This is a genomic window from Chromobacterium amazonense (assembly GCF_001855565.1).
Lineage (GTDB): Bacteria > Pseudomonadota > Gammaproteobacteria > Burkholderiales > Chromobacteriaceae > Chromobacterium > Chromobacterium amazonense.
This window is the reverse complement of sequence record NZ_MKCR01000026.1, coordinates 94,703-114,061: the sequence shown is the minus strand read 5'-3', so window position 1 is coordinate 114,061 and position 19,359 is coordinate 94,703. Positions and strand designations below refer to the sequence as shown.

Genomic DNA, 19,359 nt, shown 5'->3' with positions numbered 1-19,359 from the left:
CTCTATTCCTTGATCGCTTGCCAAACCTTGTTGGCGCAGGCCGCGCCAGCCCCCCGGCTGGCATCTCGGCCCGTTCCCGGTTGGGTCGTGCGCATTGTACACGACCCGTGTTCACTCAACCGTGCAACGCGCGCTTGTCGGCGGCGAGCGCGGCTTCGTGGATCACTTCGGACAAAGACGGGTGGGCGTGGATGATGCGCGCCAGGTCTTCGCTGGCGGCCTTGAACTCCATCGACACCACGCCCTCGCTCACCAGCTCGGACACCATCGGGCCTATCATGTGCAGGCCCAGGATGCGGTCGGTCTTGGCGTCCGCCAGGATCTTGACCATGCCTTGCGCCTGGCCCAGGCCCAGTGCGCGGCCGTTGGCGCCGAAACCGGAAGTGCCCTTCTTGTACTCGATGCCCTCGGCCTTCAGCTGCTCCTCGGTCTTGCCGACCCAGGCGATTTCCGGCGAGGTGTAGATCACCCACGGAATCACGCCGAAATCGACATGCGGCTTCTGGCCGGCGATGCGCTCGGCCACGGCCACGCCCTCTTCCGACGCCTTGTGCGCCAGCATCGGGCCGCGCACCACGTCGCCGATCGCCCACACATTGGGCAGATTGCTATGGCAGTGCTCGTCCACGGCGACGAAGCCGCGCTCGTCCAGTTGCAGCCCCACCACCTCGGCGCCCAGACCCTGGGTGTTCGGCACGCGGCCGATGGACACGATCAGCTTGTCGAACTCGGCCTTCACCGCTTCGCCGTTCAGTTCGTAATTGACGGTGACGCTCTTCTTGCCGGTCTTGATCTCGCCGATCTTCACGCCCAGCTTGATGTCCAGGCCGGTGTCGCGGGTCAGCGTCTTGAACGCTTCCTTGGCGATCTGTTGGTCGGCAGCAGCCAGGAAGGTCGGCATCGCTTCCAGAATGGTCACTTCGGCGCCCAGGCGCTTCCAGACGCTACCCATTTCCAGGCCGATCACGCCGGCGCCGATCACGCCCAGGCGCTTGGGCACCGCCGTCAGCGCCAGCGCGCCTTCGTTGTCCAGCACCAGCTGGTTGTCGGTGGCCAGGCCCGGCAGCGCGCGCGGGCTGGAGCCGGTGGCCACGATCACGTGGACGGCTTCCAGGGTATCCACCACCGCGCCATTGTCGGTGACTTCGATCAGCCACTTGTCGCCCTGGCGGCCCTTGAAGCTGGCCAGGCCATGGATGTTGGCGACCTTGTTCTTCTTGAACAGGAAGCTGATGCCGGCGGCGTTCTTGGTGATGATCTCGGTCTTGCGGGCCAGCATCTGGCCCACGTCCATCTTGGCGCCGGACACGCTGATGCCGTGCTTGGCGAAATCATGCTGCACGGCGTGGAAGTTTTCCGACGACTGCAGCAGCGCCTTGGACGGAATGCAACCGACGTTCAGGCAGGTGCCGCCGAGGGAAGGCTTGCCTTCCGGGTTCTTGAACAGGTCCACGCAAGCGGTGTTGAAGCCCAGCTGGGCCGCGCGGATGGCCGCGACATAACCGCCGGGACCGCCGCCGATCACTACCACATCAAACTGTTGGCTCATGGGATTTCCCTTGGGGTCAGGCCTTGCCGACTTTGAACAGCAAGGCCCCGAAAGCAATCATGAACAGCGCGATGACGATCTTGCCGAACAGGTTGTAATAGCTCTCCCGCACGCCTTGCTGGCGCTTTTTCCAGGTCAGGAAAAGCAGCGCCACGCCAGCCAGTACCGAGGCGAGTGCGTAAAGCCAATCCGGCAGATTCATGTTTGCTCCGTTCGTGAAATATCAGACAGGCCGGCTTGCGCCGGCCCGGTTCATCACAGGTCGAGCAGCAGACGCGCCGGATCCTCGATGGCGTCCTTGATGGCCACCAGGCTCAGCACCGCTTCGCGACCGTCGATGATGCGGTGGTCGTAGGATTGGGCAAGATACATCATCGGGCGCACCACCACTTGACCGTTCTCAACCACGGCGCGCTCCTTGGTGGCATGCATGCCCAGGATCGCCGATTGCGGCGGGTTGATGATGGGGGTGGACATCATCGAACCGAAGGTGCCGCCGTTGGAGATGGTGTAAGTGCCGCCGGTCAGCTCTTCCACGGTCAGCTTGCCTTCCTGGGCGCGCTTGCCGAAGTCGGCGATCTGCTTCTCGATCTCGGCCAGGGACAGCTGGTCGGCGTTGCGGATCACCGGCACCACCAGGCCGCGCGGGCTGCCCACGGCCACGCCCACGTCGAAGTAGCCGTGGTAGACGATGTCGTTGCCATCCACCGAAGCGTTGACGATGGGGTATTTCTTCAGCGCGGCGACCACGGCCTTGACGAAGAAGCCCATGAAGCCCAGCTTGATGCCGTGCTCTTTCTCGAACTTCTCTTTGTACTTGTTGCGCAGGTCCATCACCGGCTTCATGTTCACTTCATTGAAGGTGGTGAGGATGGCGTTGGTCTGTTGGCTCATGACCAGACGCTCGGCCACGCGCTGGCGCAGGCGGGACATCGGCACGCGCTGCTCCGGACGGCCGGACAGGATGCCGGCGACGTTGACGGCGGACGGCGTGGAAGCCAGGGCGACGCCGGCGCTGGCGGCCGGGGCGATCACCGGGCCGGCCTGCGACGGCGCGGCGGATTTGGCGGCGGCTTGCACGTCTTCCTTCAGCACGCGGCCATCGCGGCCGGAGCCGGCCACTTTGGACAGATCGACGCCGGTTTCGGCGGCCAGCTTGGCGGCGGACGGCATGGCGGCGGCGCCGGCAACCGGGGCGGCGGCCTGAACCGGAGCCGGCGCGGCGGCGGGCGCCGGGGCGGCGGCTGCGGCCGGAGCGGCTGCGCCTGCCTTGGCGGCGGTGTCGATCTTGGCGATCAGCTGGCCAGAGGTCACGGTCGCGCCGTCCTGCTGGACGATTTCCACCAGCACGCCGGCTTGCGGCGCCGGCAGTTCCAGCACCACTTTGTCGGTTTCCAGGTCGATCAGGTTTTCGTCGCGGTTGACGAATTCGCCGACCTTCTTGTGCCAGCTCATCAGCGTGGCTTCGGATACGGATTCCGGCAGTTGCGGAACTTGGACTTCAATCAGCATGTTCTTCTCCATGGAGGAGCGGCCGCGATGCCGCCCCTTTTCTCTCATTGGCTCAGCGGGAAACCGTCATCGCTTCTTCGACGAAGGCCTTCAACTGGGCGACGTGCTTGCTCATATAACCTACGGCCGGCGAGGCGGACGACGGACGGCCGGCGAACGACAGCTGCTGCTTGGCGTTCAGCAGGCCTTCCAGGCGATGGCGGATCTGGTACCAGGCGCCCTGGTTGCGCGGCTCTTCCTGCACCCACATCACTTCCTTGGCCTGGGTGAAGCGCGCCAGCTCGGCGGCCACCTGCTCGGTCGGGAACGGATACAGCTGCTCGATGCGCACGATGGCCACTTCATCCTCCAGCCCGCGTTCCTTGCGGCCGGCGGCGAGGTCGTAATACACCTGGCCGGCGCACAGCACCACGCGCTTGACCTTCTTCGGATCCTTGGCCACGGCATCGCCGATCACCGGGCGGAAGCTGCCGTTGGTCAGGTCCTCGATCGGACTCATGGAGTCCTTGAAGCGCAGCAGGCGCTTGGACAGGAAGATCACCAGCGGCTTGCGGTACGGACGCAGCACCTGGCGGCGCAGCATGTGGAACATCTGCGCGGCTTCGGACGGCATCACCACCTGCATATTGTGCTCGGCGCACAGCTGCAGCCAGCGCTCGACGCGGGCGGACGAGTGTTCCGGGCCCTGGCCGTCGTAGCCGTGCGGCAGGATGGTGGTCAGGCCGCACAGACGGCCCCACTTGGTCTCGCCGGAGGAGATGAACTGGTCGATGGCCACCTGGGCGCCGTTGGCGAAGTCGCCGAACTGCGCTTCCCAGATCACCAGCTGATCCGGCGCGGAGCAGGCGTAGCCGTATTCATAGGCCAGCACCGCTTCTTCGTTCAGGATGGAGTCGATCACCAGGAAATCAGCCTGGTTGTCAGACATATTGCGCAGCGGCACATAGGCGCCCTGGTCCCAGCGCTCGCGGTTCTGGTCGTGCAGCACGGCGTGGCGGTGGCTGAAGGTGCCGCGGCCGGAGTCTTCGCCGGAGATGCGCACGCCGAAGCCATTGGTGACCAGCGAGGCGTAGGCCAGCGTCTCGGCCATGCCCCAGTCCACGTTCTGCTCGCCTGCAGCCATCGCCTTGCGCGCGGCCAGCACCTTCTGCACCGTCGGGTGGAGCTTGAAGCCGTCCGGCAGGGTGGTGAACTTGTCGGTCAGACGCTGGATGTCGGCCAGCGGCAAGGAGGTGTCGGTCGGATGCGCCCAGTGGGTGCCCAGGTACTGGCTGAAGTCCAGCGCATGCTCGCGCTTGTAATTGGACAGCGTGGTCTGCTCCACGTGCTCGCCCTTGTCCAGCGCGTCGCGGTAGGCCTGGATCAGCGCGTCGGCCTCCTCGGCCTTCAGCACGCCTTCCTGCACCAGACGCTCGGCATACATGGCGCGCACGCCCTGATGCTTGGCGATCTTCTTGTACATCATCGGCTGGGTCAGGAACGGGTCGTCGCCCTCGTTGTGGCCGAGCTTGCGGTAGCACACCAAGTCGATGACCACGTCCTTCTTGAAGGTCATGCGGTAGTCCAGCGCGGCCTGCATCACGTAGCACACGGCTTCCGGATCGTCGCCGTTCACGTGCAGGATGGGCGCCTCGATCATCTTGGCCACGTCGGTACAGTACATCGTGGAGCGGATGTCGCGGGTGTCCGAGGTGGTGAAGCCCACCTGGTTGTTGATGACGATGTGGATGGTGCCGCCGGTGCCGTAGCCGCGGGTCTGGGACAGGTTGAAGGTGCCCTGGTTGACGCCCAGGCCGCCGAAGGCGGAGTCGCCGTGAATCAGCACCGGCACCACGGTCTTGCGCTCATTGTCCTTGCGGCGCTGCTGGCGCGCGCGCACCGAGCCTTCCACCACCGGGTTGACGATTTCCAGGTGCGAGGGGTTGAACGCCAGCGATACGTGCATCGGGCCGTTGGCGGTCGGGATGTCGGACGAGAAGCCCATGTGGTACTTCACGTCGCCGGAAGCCATCTGCTGGGCGGCCTTGCCTTCGAATTCCGCGAACAGGTCGCGCGGCTGCTTGCCCAGGGTGTTGACCAGCACGTTCAGGCGGCCGCGGTGGGCCATGCCGATGATCAGCTCCTGCACGCCCTGCTCGGTGGCGTTCTGGATCAGGTGGTCCAGCGCGGCGATGGCGGATTCGCCGCCTTCCAGCGAGAAGCGCTTCTGGCCGACGTACTTGGTGTGCAGATAGCGTTCCAGCGTCTCGGCCGCGGTGATCTGCTTCAGGATGCGCTGCTTCTTGGCCGCGTCGTAGCGCGGCGTGGACAGATCGCCCTCGAAGCGCTTTTGCACCCAGTGCTTCTCGTCGGACTGGGTGATGTGCATATACTCCACGCCGATATTGCCGCAGTAGGTCTGCTTCAGGCGGGACAGGATGTCGGACAGCGGCAGCTTCTGCGCGCCCACCAGCGAACCGGCGTTGAACTGCACCGCCATGTCGGCGTCGGTCAAGCCGTGGGTGGCCGGGTCCAGTTCGCGCACGATGGCCTGGTCCATCCGCTTCAGCGGGTCCAGATTGGCCTGGCGCGAACCCAGCACGCGGTAAGCCGAAATCAGCTTCAGCACGCCCACCTGCTTCTGCATCGCCTCCCAGTCGGCGGCGGCGGCGGTGCGCTGGCCGGTCAAGGGCTTCTTGGCCAGCTGGATGAACGACTCCTGGATCGGCAGGTGCGGCACGTCGCGCTCGGCGGCGCCCGGCGCTTGCGCCAGCTTGTCGAAGTAATCGCGCCATTCGTGCGGCACGGACGTGGCGTCAGCGAGGTACTGTTCGTACAGCTCCTCGATGAACGGGGCATTCCCGCCGAACAGGTAGGAATGGCTGTACATGGATTGCATCATGGTCTGGCTACCCTTTGTCTGGATGTTGCAGCATTTGCGCAAAGCGCTATGGCAAGACGGTCTTGCCGCAGCGCTCTGAGAGCCTTCAGCGGCTCAAAAAAGGGCTGGTCGAAGCCCCCGCTTCAACCAACCCCGATTCAGTCAAATCAACGCTTGGCGATGTCCACGAAATCGCGACGCTCGGCGCCGGTGTACAGCTGGCGCGGACGGCCGATCTTCATGCCCGGATCGCCGATCATTTCGTTCCAGTGCGCGATCCAGCCCACGGTGCGGGCCAGCGCGAAGATCGGCGTGAACATGGAAACCGGAATGCCGATGGCGGACAGCACGATGCCGGAGTAGAAGTCCACGTTCGGGTACAGCTTGCGCTCGATGAAGTACGGGTCGGACAGCGCGATCTTTTCCAGCTCCATGGCCAGCTTGAACTTCGGGCTATCCTGCAGGCCCAGCTCCTTCAGCACTTCGTCGCAGGTCTGCTTCATGATGGCGGCGCGCGGGTCCATGTTCTTGTACACGCGGTGGCCGAAGCCCATCAGCTTGTAGCGCTTGTCCTTCACGCCTTGCATGAAGTCGGCCACGTTGTCCACGGAGCCGATCTCGTCCAGCATCTTCAGCACGGCCTCGTTGGCGCCGCCGTGGGAGGGGCCCCACAGGCAGGCGATGCCGGCGGCGATACATGCGAACGGGTTGGCGCCGGAGGAGCCGGCCAGACGCACGGTGGAGGTGGAGGCGTTCTGCTCGTGGTCGGCGTGCAGGGTGAAGATGCGATCCAGCGCGCGGGCCAGCACCGGGTTCACCTTGTACTCTTCGCACGGGGTGGAGAACATCATGTGCAGGAAGTTTTCCGCGTAGGTCAGGCCGTTTTTCGGATACGAGAACGGCAGGCCCTTGTTGTAGCGGTAAGCCTGGGCGGCGATGGTCGGCAGCTTGGCGATCAGGCGGTGGGCCGAGATGCGGCGGTGTTCCGGATTGGAGATGTCCAGCGAGTCATGGTAGAAGGCGGACAGCGCGCCCACCACGCCCACCATCACGGCCATCGGGTGCGCGTCGCGGCGGAAGCCCTTGAACAGGCTCATCAGCTGGTCGTGCAGCATGTTGTGGCGCATGATGCCGCGCTCGAATTCCTTGCGCTGGGCGGCGGTCGGCAGTTCGCCGTTCAGCAGCAGGTAGCAGACTTCCAGGTAGTCGCTCTTCTCCGCCAGTTGTTCGATCGGGTAGCCACGGTAATACAGCTGGCCCAGATCGCCGTCGATGAAGGTGATCTTGGATTCGCAGCTGGCGGTGGCCAGGAAGCCGGGGTCAAACGTGAACATGCCGGTCTTGCCAAAGGCGCGGATGTCGACGACGTCCGGACCCAGGGTGCCCTCGAGGACCGGCAGGTCCAGCGTTTCCTTACCCTCGTTGTAGCTGAGCGTTACTTTGCGATTCGTTTCCACAGCAATACTCCCAGTCGTTATTTCGTTGTTGTTAGTGTGGTCGTGGCGGCCGTCACAGCGATCGCAGGATCGCGACAATGGCCATTTGTTCCGGATCGTCGAGATCGGCCTTGCCGTTTACGACATCCAGGAAGTCCGTGTCGGGCAGATCAAGCAGGCTCCGGTAGGCGTCGATCTCGGCCGGGGACAGCCGCTCGAACGGGCCGGCGAAGAATTTCTCCAGCACCAGGTCGAGTTCGAGCAGGCCCCGGCGCGAACGCCAGCGGATCCGTTTCAGTTCGATCGGATCGTATCCGGTCATACCGCGCGCCTAACCATCAGATCCTTGATCTTGCCGATGGCCTTGGTCGGGTTCAGACCCTTCGGGCAGACGTCGACACAATTCATGATGGTGTGGCAGCGGAACAGGCGGTACGGGTCTTCCAGATTGTCCAGACGCTCGTTGGTGGCTTCGTCGCGGGTATCGGCGATGAAGCGGTAGGCCGCCAACAGGCCGGCCGGGCCGACGAACTTGTCCGGATTCCACCAGAACGACGGGCAGGACGTGGAGCAGCACGCGCACAGAATGCACTCGTACAGGCCGTCCAGCTCCTTGCGGTCTTCCGGCGACTGGCGGCGCTCGCGTTCCGGCGGCGGCGTGTCGTTGATCACGTACGGCTTGATCGAGTGGTACTGCTTGAAGAACTGCGCCATGTCCACGATCAGGTCGCGCACCACCGGCAGGCCCGGCAGCGGACGCAGCTCGATCGGCTGCTTCAGCGTGCGGAAGTCGGTCAGGCAGGCCAGGCCGTTCTTGCCGTTGATGTTCATGGCGTCGGAGCCGCAGACGCCTTCGCGACAGGAGCGGCGGAAGGACAGCGTGTCGTCCTTGGTCTTCAGCTTGACCAGGGCGTCCAGGAGCTTGTGCTCGGTGGCGTCCATCTCGATGCTGATTTCCTGCATGTACGGCTTGGCATCCTTGTCCGGGTCGTAGCGGTAGATGCTGAATTTGACGGTTTCGGTAGTCATCTCTGTTCAACCCTTAGTAGGAGCGGGCCTTCAACTTGATCGTTTCGACAGTCAGCGGCTGCAGGTTCACCGGCTTGTATTCCAGGCGGTTGCCGTCGCGGAACCACAGGGTGTGCTTCAGCCAGTTCTTGTCGTCGCGGCCGTTCGGGGTGTCCGGGGTGTCCGGCGCGTCGTCGCGCACGTGGGCGCCGCGGCTCTCGGTGCGGGCATTGGCGCTGATCATGGTGGCCTTGGCCACTTCGATCAGGTTTTCCAGCTCCAGCGCCTCGATGCGGGCGGTGTTGAATACCTTCGACTTGTCGCCGATCTCGGTTTTCGCCACCATCTTTTCCACTTCCAGAATCTTGTCCACGCCTTCGGCCAGCATGTCCTTGAAGCGGAACACGCCGCAGTGCGCCTGCATCACGCGTTGCATCTCGGCGCGCGCCTCATGCACCTGCACGCCGTTGGTTTGACCGTCCAGACGCGCCACGCGGGCGACGGAGCGCTCCACGTCGGCCATCGCCAGTTCCGGCAGGTCTTCCGGCTGCTTCTTGATGAAGTCGATCATCGAGTTGGCCGAGCTCTTGCCGAATACCAGCAAGTCCAGCAGCGAGTTGGTGCCCAGGCGGTTGGCGCCGTGCACCGACGCGCAGGCCACTTCGCCGGCGGCATAGAAGCCGTGCACCGGCCGGCCCTGGATCACCACTTCGCCGTGGTAGTTGGTGGGGATGCCGCCCATCTGGTAGTGGCAGGTCGGCACCACCGGGATCGGAGCCTTGATCGGATCCACGCCGGCGAACTTGATGGAGATTTCGCGGATGCCCGGCAGCTTGGACATGATCACCTCGGGGTCGAGGTGGGTGATGTCCAGCAGCACGTGATCCTTGTTCGGGCCGCAGCCGCGGCCTTCGTTGATCTCGGACACCATGGCGCGCGACACCACGTCGCGGGAGGCCAGGTCCTTGGCGTTCGGGGCGTAACGCTCCATGAAGCGCTCGCCGGAGCTGTTGCGCAGAATGCCGCCTTCGCCGCGCACGCCTTCGGTGATCAGCACGCCCGCGCCGGCCACGCCGGTCGGGTGGAACTGCCAGAACTCCATGTCTTCCAGCGGGATGCCGGCGCGGGCGGCCATGCCCAGGCCGTCGCCGGTATTGATGAAGGCGTTGGTGGACGAGGCGAAGATGCGGCCGGCGCCGCCGGTGGCGAACAGGGTGGCCTTGGCCTGGAACACGACGATTTCAGACGTCTCCATTTCCATGGCCACCACGCCCTGCACGCGGCCTTCGGCGTCGCGGATCAGGTCCAGCGCCATCCACTCCACGAAGAAGTGGGTGTTGGCGCGCACATTGCGCTGGTACAGCGCGTGCAGCATCGCGTGGCCGGTGCGGTCGGCGGCGGCGCAGGCGCGGCGGACCGGCTTGCCTTCGCCGAATTCCGACATGTGGCCGCCGAACGGACGCTGGTAGATGGTGCCGTCCGGGTTGCGGTCGAACGGCATGCCGAAGTGTTCCAGCTCCACCACCACCTTCGGCGCTTCGCGGCACATGAATTCGATGGCGTCCTGGTCGCCCAGCCAGTCCGAACCCTTCACGGTGTCGTACATATGCCAGTGCCAGTTGTCCGGCTCGGAGTTGCCGAGCGAAGCGGATACGCCGCCCTGTGCGGCCACGGTGTGGGAGCGGGTCGGGAATACCTTGGACAGCACGGCGGTCTTCAGGCCGGCTTCCGATAGTTGCAGCGCGGCGCGCATGCCGGCGCCGCCGGCGCCCACGACAACCGCATCAAAATGACGAATGGCGATACCCATTACAGCCCCCAAACCACTTTAACGGAATAGATGAAACAGGAAACCAGCCAGACGATGGTGAACACGTGCAGCGCCAGGCGGATGCCCACCGGCTTCACGTAGTCCATCCATACGTCGCGGATGCCTACCCATACGTGCAGGAACAGCGCCAGCAGCGAAACCTGGGTGAACAATTGCACCCAGGTGTGGCTGAACAACTCTTTCCAGCTGTCAAAACCGGACGGCAGCGACAACAGGAACAAGGCCATCGCCACGGTGTAGACCACCATGATCACGGCGGTGACGCGCTGCATCACCCAATCGCGCAGGCCATAGCCGGCGCCGACAACAATGCGGTTTACCATAGAGCGATGCCTCCCAGAACCAAGGTCAGCAACAGGCTGACGGCCAGCACGGTTTTCGCGGTGGCGCGGGCGGTCTCCAGCTCGAGACCCTTGTGAACGTCAAGGAACAGAAAACGGATGCCGGCGCAGAAGTGGTGCATGTACGCCCAGATCAGGCCCAGCAATACCAGTTTCATCAGCGGGTGGGAAACTACGGCGCGGTAAGTTTCGAACGACTCGGCGGAGCTGAGCGAACCGTGCAGCAGATAGATCAACAGCGGGAGGGAAAAGAACAACGCCACACCACTGACCCGGTGCAGGATGGAGACGAAGCCCGGCACGGGCAGTCTGATCCTGGCCAAGTCCAGATGCTTCGGTCTTTGCTTCTGCATAAGGCTTTCCTTGGATGTTTTTGTGACCAAGTGGGTTATCAAACGCCGCGCCCACCCGGACGCGCCGCCAGGCAGACTCGAACCTTTATCTCTGGCCCGATGCCTGCCCTTACCAGGCATGCCGCAAACCATGCGTTTGCGATATGCGCGGGGGATTCTAACAAATGTCGGCCTGGCCCGCTGGCCGCTCGCCGTTTAATCCAAATCAAAAAGCCGGCGCCTCAGCCGTGCTTTACTGTATAAGCCAGCTGGTGCGTCAGGCAGTAACGCTGCCGCCACTCCAGCGGCCGGCCGTCCATGTCCGCCGACAGGCGCAGCAGGCACAGCGCCGGCACGTCGGCCACCATGCCGGTCACGCCGAGCAGGCTGGCCTCCTCGCGCGGCAGCATTTCCGCGCGAAACTGCTCGCTGACAATCTTCATGCGCACGCCGAAGCGCTGCTGCAAAGTGCCGTACAGGCCGGCCGAACCGCGCAGCCAGCGCGCGTCCATGCCTTCAAACGCTTCCGCCGGCAGCAGCACATCGTCCAGCGCCACCGGCGAGCCATGGCGACGCCACAGCTGACGAATCCTCAATAAAGGCGCCAAACGGCGCAACTGCAAGGCCTCCGCGACATCCTCGCTGGCATTCAGCCGCGACAGCCCCAGAAACTCCCGCGCCAGTTCGTCCGGCTGCTCCGTGAACAAGCCCGGCGTCACCAGCCTGGCGTCATCGCCCCAGTCGCCCGGCACCGGCGCCACATAGGTGCCCCTCCCCTGCAGGCGATACAGCAAACCGGCGTCCACCAGCTCAGACAATGCCTTTCTTACCGTGCCCTGGCTGGCCCCCAGCTCGTCGGCCAGCTCCCATTCGCTGGGCAGCGCATCGTGCGTCTGCCACTCCCCGGCGCCTATCCGCTGCTGCAGCAGCTGCTTGACCTGGGCATAAAGCGGCTGTCTTTTCAGCGCATTGACTGTCATGGTCTGTGTTTTAACACCAAACAAATCAAGCGTAAAGGCATGTCTTATATAAGACATAAGACTCAAACGACTGTTTGACGCCATATTCTTGTCTGATTAGTCCAAATCGATAAACAGCCGTGATACACTCTGGCCACATCTATACTGCAGAGCAACATCTGCAGCTCATTATCGGATACGTCAAAGGAGAGTCCGCCAATGAAAGCCCCCGTTCGCGTTGCCGTTACCGGCGCTGCCGGCCAGATCGGCTACAGCCTGCTGTTCCGCATTGCCAGTGGCGAGATGCTGGGCAAGGATCAACCGGTCATTCTGCACCTGCTGGACCTGCCGCAGGCCCAAACCGCGCTGAAGGGCGTGATGATGGAGCTGGAAGACTGTGCCTTCCCGCTGTTGGCCGGCATGGTCGCCACCGACGACCCGAACGTGGCCTTCAAGGATGTCAAGGTCGCGCTGCTGGTGGGCGCCCGCCCGCGCAGCAAGGGCATGGAGCGCAAGGACCTGCTGGAAGCCAACGGCGCCATCTTCACCGTGCAGGGCAAGGCGCTGAACGACCACGCCGCCCGCGACGTCAAGGTGCTGGTGGTGGGCAACCCGGCCAACACCAATGCCTGGATCGCCATGAAGTCCGCGCCGGACCTGGACCCGAAAAACTTTACCGCCATGTTGCGTCTTGACCACAATCGCGCGCTGTCGCAGATCTCCGCCAAGACCGGCAAGCCGGTATCGTCGATTGAAAAGCTGGCCGTGTGGGGCAACCACTCCCCCACCATGTACGCCGACTACCGCTTCGCCACCATCGATGGCCAATCGGTCAAGGCCATGATCAATGACGAAGCCTGGAACCGCGACGTATTCCTGCCCACCGTGGGCAAGCGCGGCGCCGCCATCATCGAAGCGCGCGGCCTGTCCTCCGCCGCCTCCGCCGCCAACGCCGCCATCGACCACATCCACGACTGGGTGCTGGGCAGCAATGGCAAGTGGGTGACCATGGGCGTGCCGTCCGACGGCTCCTACGGCATTCCGGAAGGCGTGATGTACGGCGTGCCGGTAGTATGCGAAAATGGCGAATACAAACGTGTTGAAGGCTTGGAAATCGACGCGTTCAGCCGCGAGCGGATGGACCTGACCCTGGCCGAACTGGAAGAAGAGCGCGCAGCCATCGCTCACCTGTTTGGCTAATTCCCGGCCTGACTGAAGAGAAGCGCACCACTCGGTGCGCTTTTTGTCTTTGGTCAAACCAGAAATTCACATTTGAATTTACTAATACAGACTGCCATTTGGAGCGAAAGCATGATTGAAGTTGAAGTTTTGAACCAAATTGCGGCCAAAATCGAAGACCTGGCCGCCCGCGCCGCCGATATTCGGGGGTATCTTTGACTACGACGGTAAAAAAGACCGTCTGGAAGAAGTCAGCCGCCTGACCGAAGACCCGGATATCTGGAACGACCCGAAAAAGGCGCAGGATCTGGGCCGCGAACGCAAGCAGCTGGAAGACGTGGTGCTGGTGCTGGACAGCATCAACGCCACCATCGCGGACAGCCGCGAACTGTTTGAAATGGGCAAGAGCGAGGAAGACGACGACACCATCCTCGCCGTGCAGGAAGATCTGGTAGGCGTGGAGGAAAAAGTGGCGAAGATGGAGTTCCGCCGCATGTTCCACGACCCGATGGACCCGGCCAACTGCTTCATCGACATCCAGGCCGGCGCCGGCGGCACCGAAGCCCAGGACTGGGCCGGCATGCTGCTGCGCATGTACACCCGCTACGCCGAACGCAAGGGCTTCAAGGTGGACGTGCTGGAAGTGTCCGAAGGCGAAGTGGCCGGCATCACCAGCGCCACGCTGAAGATCGAAGGCGAATACGCCTTTGGCCTGCTGCGCACCGAAGTGGGCGTGCACCGCCTGGTGCGCGTGTCGCCGTTCGACTCCAACGCCCGCCGCCACACCTCGTTCTCGTCCGTCTTCGTCTACCCGGAAGTGGACGACAGCTTCGAGATCGACATCAACCCGGCGGACGTGCGCACCGACACCTACCGCGCCTCCGGCGCCGGCGGCCAGCACATCAACAAAACCGACTCGGCCGTGCGTCTGACCCACGTTCCCACCGGCATCGTCGTGCAGTGCCAGAACGACCGTTCCCAGCACCGCAACCGCGACGAAGCCTGGCAGATGCTGCGCGCCAAGCTGTACGAGCTGGAACTGAAAAAGCGCAACGAAGCCAAGCAGGCGCTGGAAGACACCAAAACCGACGTGGGCTGGGGCCACCAGATCCGCTCCTACGTGTTCGACCAGTCCCGCATCAAGGATTTGCGCACCAGTTATGAAGTGGGCAACATCAAGGGCGTCATGGATGGCGACCTGGACGGCTTCATCGAAGCCAGCCTGAAACAGGGCGTGTAATCGCCATAGACCGGCCGCATGCGGCCGGTTTTTGCCGTTTTTTATAAAGTGTATTTTGCCGAAGGACCCCAACCCGGCACGGAGTCATCATGTCTGATCACGAACAAGCACAGGCGCAAAGCCAAGACGAAAACCAGATCATGGCGGAACGCCGCCTGAAACTGAAGGCGATCCGCGAAAAAGGCATCGCCTACCCCAACGACTTCAAACGCAGCCACTTTGCCAAACCGCTGCAGGACGACCACGCCGCTAAAGAAGCCGAAGCGCTGGAAGCCGAAAAAATCGAAGTCGCCGTCGCCGGCCGCATGATGCTTAAACGTGTGATGGGCAAAGCCAGCTTCGCCACCATCCAAGACGTCAGTGGCCGCATCCAGGCCTTCATCTCCCGCGACAACGTGGGCGAAGACGTCTACGCCGACTTCAAGCGCTGGGACATGGGCGACATCATCGCCGTCAAGGGCGTGCTGTTCAAAACCAAGACCGGCGAACTGACCGTGCAAGCCACGGAAGTGCGCCTGCTGTCCAAGAACATCCGTCCGCTGCCGGAAAAATTCCACGGCATGACCGATCAGGAACAAAAGTACCGCCAGCGCTACGCCGACCTGATCATGAGCGAGGAAAGCCGCGAAACCTTCATCAAGCGCTCCAAGATCATCCAGAAAGTGCGCGACGTGATGGTGGGCGAAGGCTACCTGGAAGTGGAAACCCCGATGATGCACCCGATTCCGGGCGGCGCGTCGGCCAAGCCCTTCGTCACCCACCACAACGCCCTGGACATGCCGCTGTACCTGCGCATCGCCCCTGAGCTGTACCTGAAGCGCCTGGTGGTGGGCGGCCTGGAACGCGTGTTCGAGATCAACCGCAACTTCCGCAACGAGGGGATGAGCACGCGCCACAACCCCGAGTTCACCATGATCGAGTTCTACGAAGCGTACAGCGACTACCAGCGCATGATGGACATGACCGAAACCATCATCCGCGAGTGCGCGCTGGTATCCTGCGGCTCCACCACCGTCACCTACCAAGGCAAGGAAGTGGACCTGGGCAAGCCGTTTGACCGCTTCACCATCGTGGGCGCGATCAAGCACTACAACCCGCAATACACCGACGCCCAGCTGTCCAACGCCGCCTGGGTGGCCAGCGAGATCAAGCGCCTGGGCGGCAAACTGCCCCCGGCCCCAGGTCTGGGCAGCCTGCAGCTGGCGCTGTTCGAGGAATGCGCCGAGTCGCTGCTGTGGAACCCGACCTTCATCATCGACTACCCGGTGGAAGTGTCCCCGCTGGCGCGCGGCTCCGACACCCAGCCGGGCCTGACCGAGCGTTTCGAGCTGTTCATCGTCGGCCGCGAGCACGCCAACGGCTACTCGGAGTTGAACGATCCGGAAGACCAGGCCGCGCGCTTCCAGGCGCAAGTGGCCCAGAAGGACGCCGGCGATGATGAGGCGATGCACTACGACGCCGACTACATCCGCGCGATGGAATACGGCCTGCCGCCGACCGGCGGTTGCGGCATCGGCATCGACCGTTTGGTGATGTTGTTGACGGATGCGCCTTCTATTCGGGATGTGATCTTGTTCCCGCATATGCGTCCGGAGTAAGATTTAGTCCAGACACTGGGCTGATGAGAAAGCCGCTCACTGCGAGGTGGGCGGCTTTTTCATTCCCAATATAATTCACATCAGTATTTATAAAAATTAACTATCGAATTTAATAGTATTTAAAAAATTACTATTTATTGTATTTCTAAGCATTATCAAAACACGCTCAAGCTGTACATCACCCACCCTCTATGATATAAACGTCATATAAATTTCAATCAAAGAATCGTAATGAGTACCTTTGTCTTCCAAAGTAGGCCAGACCGATATGATCTCCGGGATAAAATCATTCCTGACACAATCGCTACTTGGCACGCAACAAGATATCGGTCAGAGATGAAGCTTGGTGATTTGGTCTTGTTCTGGATGTCTGGAGACGAACGTCTACGAGGAATATATGGCTGGGGTGTCATTTCAAGTCAGCCATATGTGAAAGAAGGTTGGGAAAGCCATGGTGTAGATGTGACATACAAAGTGGCTTTTAAAAAACCAATTTTTTCCAAATCAATTCAAGCTGATTCTAGTTTATCATCACTTCTAATTTTCCGTGCCCCTCAGGCAACCAACTTCCTAATCCCATATGATCAAGCAAAAAAATTAGTTAGACTGATAAAATCAAGAGGGGAAGTTATTATTTCGCCGAGGGAATTAATAGATTATGAGTAATAATAATATTGATTCCAAATCCAACATAATAAATTCCGTTAAAACCCCTCTGGGTTTTATCGTGCTTTGCATTCTAATACTAGATGGAACTTTTTCTGCTCTTGTTGTTACTTATGAAAACTCTCGAGAGCCTCTGTTATGGGCCATGCTTGCATTAATTATTTTTTTATTATCATTGTCATTCTGACCGCGCTGTTTAGGCCTGAAGCTTTACGTGGCGAGAGACCTTTACATGAGCATCATGCAAAGCTATTAGCATCAGATATATTCATTGCACTTGATGGATCATTAAGAAATTTACCAGAATTAGAAAGAATCGAAGCTTGGATAAATGTTTCAGATATAATTAAAAGCAATAAAAATCAGGACTCAACATATTCGAAATTTTCTGAAAACTTCTCGCAAAAAATAATTGCTCTAGCTGAAATTAAAAATAAGATGCTACGCCAAAATGGACCAGGTGCACTTTAAGATTACATGCAAAAATATTTTGAATAAAATGGTCACATTATTTAATTTGGAGTTAACCCGTGCCATACACACCAAATCAGTTGCATAGAAATCCAAGTTATGCCAATAAAAAGTCTCAATGGACAATTAATTTACAAGAAGAAGAAAATTGTTACCATGTAGCTTCCTCACGGAACTGGCAGCATGCCAATTCACTGTGGGGTTTAAATATCCAAATTCAAGGCAACCCACCCATTCGCCCACTTGGATTATCTCCTTCACCAAACTGTAGTATCTTACACATAGCCAAATTTGTTAGCGATGCCATTGGAAATTGGCATGGTTATCCTGTCGCTTATTGGCTTTCCCCTTTTGACAAACCAAGCCAAAATATTCTTTCAGACTGGGAAAATCATGGCCTTATATCAAGGCCTCAGAAAGCTAAAATCTATAGGGGAAAGCAATGCAACCTGTAAAGCTTTCAATAGCAGGAAAGTTTTGGGACTCCCAAATATATTCTGGTGAGCTTTTAATCATTGATGAAAATTGCTCACTCCATAGAATTGACTGGAGAGGGGCAATTGATTCAATCGCAAAAAAAAACCAAGATATACAAACTGCATTAAGAGTGGCATTCTCAGATAGTGATTTATTTTACAATGAAAAAGTAAGAAAAATACTGAAAGATCCGCACATAGAATTTCCCATAAAAAAACAGCTTGAAGAGTTTAGCCATCGTGATATAGAAATATCAGATAGCGACTGGAAGAAATTCTGGGATGAAAATGACTCCCCTTTCAATTTTTTGCCAGTAGATACTGAGATATACTACAGTCACCTATTTGCATGTGGTGAAGAAGGCCTTTTTTCAGCACCAAGGTCTGCTAGAGAGACATCCAATAGAAATTTGGAACAAGTAACAAAGAAACACCACGATGCAAGCACCTTACAAATTAAGGCATCAGATCGAAATACAGCAATAGCTACAGCAGCTGGTGCGGATGGCCTATTCGAGTTTTCTCTCAAAAAGGACAGTGATAAAATTCTTGAGAATGAAAAGCAAGTTGCAGAAAGACCATGCAGTGCTTGTGATTGGGCATTTCAAAGTATTCTAGGTTGGACTGCTAATGATGCTTTTTTAGCTAACTATATTGAGAATAAAGATCAACAAACCAATAAGACAATAAGAGCATTTGATAAAATACTCGACCTAAACGATATACTATCCCCTGGCAATATTGGATTAGAATCATCTACGTTCACCTGGGGAAGTAGAGAAAAAGTTTACCGTCTTACTGAGACAGGTATTCTCGTAACCAATTACCAACCCAAAAGCAAGTCAGGTATTGACTCAGATCGCTTTTTGGATCGTGAATATGAGAATATCCGGTTCAAACATGAACCAGTCATTGCAACTGGAACAGCCCCTTTTGGTACAGTCATCGAATTCAATGATCATATAATAGTGCTTCGCAGTGATGGTATTATAAATGACTTCCCGGGAGAAGCCGTTCACTGGAGAATTTTTCCTAGATCAGAGCACTATAGCAATCAACTACATATCATATACGATGATAAGATAGAAATTATATCTTTCACTCATGATTACTTTGTCAATCAAAAAACAAAAAAATATGGATTCTCAAAAGGAGCAATCTAAAGTCAATATGAAGTTTCCAACAATACAAAAAAGACCGTAAGTTGGGCCGAACCATGCGAAGCCCGATGCTACAGTACGATACGGATTGGTTTTGTGTCCGCTCCGCGGACTAATAATTAAGAGCCGGTTCCGCCCGGCTGGACGGGTCCATTTCTTTTGCCTCGCCAAAAGAAATGGACAAAAGAAAAGGCGACCCAACAGCGCTGCGAAACCCCGCCTCCAAAGCCCTTTCCAAGGCGCCGCCGAACTCGCGGGGCGCTAACGTCGCCCCGCTCAAACAGGCGGCGGCTTAAAACCTTGGAAAGGGCTTCGGAGTCGGCTTGCGCTGATGGGATAGGGGCAAGTCGGTTCGACTCTACAACCAGCAAAAAGCAAAGACATTGAGATAATACAACACCAGCATCACTCATTCATCATGTCTGCAAGTTTGAAGCTCTCCATGACATGGACGAAGACAAGCCTGTAGGAATCTTGGTCAGCAGTTTTGAGATATCCACATGGTAGCTTTGACTGGCGGACGAGAAGCAAGCACGTTTGCGACGCGCCCCAATCCCTTCAAGCCTGCCGACGGGTGGCAGGCCCGAGGTTTTAAGCGGCTGCCTGTTTGAGTCCCGCGACGTTAGCGCGGGACGAGTTCAGCCGCGCCTCGGGCCTGACGGGAGCCGGCGGGAAGCCGCAGGCCAGGCTTGCAGGGTGGCCTTTAGGGGTGGAGGGGATATTTGGCCAAGCAAATATCCC

General features: G+C 59.2%; 18 protein-coding genes. 7 read left to right on the top strand and 11 right to left on the bottom strand.

Features of this window, described 5'->3' with window-relative positions; all coding sequences use genetic code 11:
* Positions 1-115: 115 nt before the first annotated feature.
* The 11 genes from lpdA to BI343_RS10710 all read right to left on the bottom strand — a co-directional run bounded on the left by lpdA (position 116) and on the right by BI343_RS10710 (position 11,849).
* Complete coding sequence (lpdA, locus tag BI343_RS10760; protein ID WP_071109689.1) at positions 116-1,549, bottom strand: dihydrolipoyl dehydrogenase; 1,434 nt, start codon at positions 1,547-1,549, stop codon at positions 116-118.
* A 16-nt stretch (positions 1,550-1,565) separates the two neighbouring features.
* Positions 1,566-1,751, bottom strand: coding sequence for a hypothetical protein (locus BI343_RS10755; RefSeq protein ID WP_071109688.1), 186 nt, complete (start codon positions 1,749-1,751; stop codon positions 1,566-1,568).
* A gap of 53 nt (positions 1,752-1,804) precedes the next feature.
* Positions 1,805-3,061 (bottom strand): 2-oxoglutarate dehydrogenase complex dihydrolipoyllysine-residue succinyltransferase, encoded by a 1,257-nt coding sequence (gene odhB / locus BI343_RS10750; RefSeq protein ID WP_071109716.1) that lies wholly within the window; start codon positions 3,059-3,061, stop codon positions 1,805-1,807.
* A 52-nt stretch (positions 3,062-3,113) separates the two neighbouring features.
* Complete coding sequence (locus BI343_RS10745) at positions 3,114-5,942, bottom strand: 2-oxoglutarate dehydrogenase E1 component (protein ID WP_071109687.1); 2,829 nt, start codon at positions 5,940-5,942, stop codon at positions 3,114-3,116.
* 146 nt (positions 5,943-6,088) lie between these two features.
* Positions 6,089-7,378, bottom strand: coding sequence for a citrate synthase (gene gltA, locus BI343_RS10740; RefSeq protein WP_043624892.1), 1,290 nt, complete (start codon positions 7,376-7,378; stop codon positions 6,089-6,091).
* Positions 7,379-7,430: 52 nt separating this feature from the next.
* On the bottom strand, positions 7,431-7,679 hold the full coding sequence (locus BI343_RS10735) for an FAD assembly factor SdhE (RefSeq protein ID WP_043624895.1): 249 nt from the start codon (positions 7,677-7,679) through the stop codon (positions 7,431-7,433).
* Positions 7,676-8,386, bottom strand: a complete 711-nt coding sequence (locus BI343_RS10730; RefSeq protein WP_071109686.1) for a succinate dehydrogenase iron-sulfur subunit — start codon at positions 8,384-8,386, stop codon at positions 7,676-7,678. Before BI343_RS10730 ends, BI343_RS10735 begins: the two co-directional genes overlap by 4 nt.
* Before the next feature lie 13 nt (positions 8,387-8,399).
* Positions 8,400-10,175 (bottom strand): succinate dehydrogenase flavoprotein subunit, encoded by a 1,776-nt coding sequence (gene sdhA / locus BI343_RS10725; RefSeq protein ID WP_071109685.1) that lies wholly within the window; start codon positions 10,173-10,175, stop codon positions 8,400-8,402.
* On the bottom strand, positions 10,175-10,519 hold the full coding sequence (gene sdhD / locus BI343_RS10720; protein ID WP_043624902.1) for a succinate dehydrogenase, hydrophobic membrane anchor protein: 345 nt from the start codon (positions 10,517-10,519) through the stop codon (positions 10,175-10,177). The genes sdhA and sdhD overlap by 1 nt, the downstream gene beginning before the upstream one ends.
* Positions 10,513-10,890, bottom strand: coding sequence for a succinate dehydrogenase, cytochrome b556 subunit (gene sdhC, locus BI343_RS10715; RefSeq protein WP_043624903.1), 378 nt, complete (start codon positions 10,888-10,890; stop codon positions 10,513-10,515). The genes sdhD and sdhC overlap by 7 nt, the downstream gene beginning before the upstream one ends.
* Positions 10,891-11,111: 221 nt before the next feature.
* Positions 11,112-11,849 carry a GntR family transcriptional regulator gene (locus tag BI343_RS10710; RefSeq protein ID WP_071109684.1) on the bottom strand — a complete coding sequence of 246 codons (738 nt, stop codon included), beginning with the start codon at positions 11,847-11,849 and terminating at the stop codon, positions 11,112-11,114.
* Positions 11,850-12,047: 198 nt separating this feature from the next.
* Here BI343_RS10710 and BI343_RS10705 point away from each other — a divergent pair, with 198 nt between their 5' ends.
* From BI343_RS10705 to BI343_RS19665, 7 genes are all read left to right on the top strand, one after another.
* Positions 12,048-13,028: a malate dehydrogenase gene (locus tag BI343_RS10705; protein ID WP_071109683.1), complete on the top strand. Its 981-nt coding sequence runs from the start codon at positions 12,048-12,050 to the stop codon at positions 13,026-13,028.
* 111 nt (positions 13,029-13,139) lie between these two features.
* Positions 13,140-14,247 (top strand): peptide chain release factor 2 gene (prfB, locus tag BI343_RS19680; RefSeq protein WP_106076020.1). Its coding sequence is split into 2 segments (ribosomal slippage): positions 13,140-13,223 and positions 13,225-14,247, totalling 1,107 coding nucleotides; the frame shifts between segments, so codons are not numbered across the junction.
* 89 nt (positions 14,248-14,336) lie between these two features.
* Positions 14,337-15,845, top strand: coding sequence for a lysine--tRNA ligase (gene lysS / locus BI343_RS10700; RefSeq protein ID WP_071109682.1), 1,509 nt, complete (start codon positions 14,337-14,339; stop codon positions 15,843-15,845).
* 231 nt (positions 15,846-16,076) lie between these two features.
* Complete coding sequence (locus BI343_RS19320; protein ID WP_083340907.1) at positions 16,077-16,511, top strand: EVE domain-containing protein; 435 nt, start codon at positions 16,077-16,079, stop codon at positions 16,509-16,511.
* Between the two features lie 138 nt (positions 16,512-16,649).
* Positions 16,650-16,982, top strand: a complete 333-nt coding sequence (locus BI343_RS19675) for a hypothetical protein (RefSeq protein ID WP_139165708.1) — start codon at positions 16,650-16,652, stop codon at positions 16,980-16,982.
* Between the two features lie 59 nt (positions 16,983-17,041).
* A complete protein-coding gene (locus BI343_RS19670; protein WP_139165707.1) occupies positions 17,042-17,437 on the top strand; it encodes a hypothetical protein in 396 nt (131 codons plus the stop codon).
* Entirely contained in the window at positions 17,425-18,621 is a 1,197-nt protein-coding gene (locus BI343_RS19665) for a hypothetical protein (protein ID WP_139165706.1), read from the top strand. The genes BI343_RS19670 and BI343_RS19665 overlap by 13 nt, the downstream gene beginning before the upstream one ends.
* Positions 18,622-19,359 lie beyond the last annotated feature (738 nt).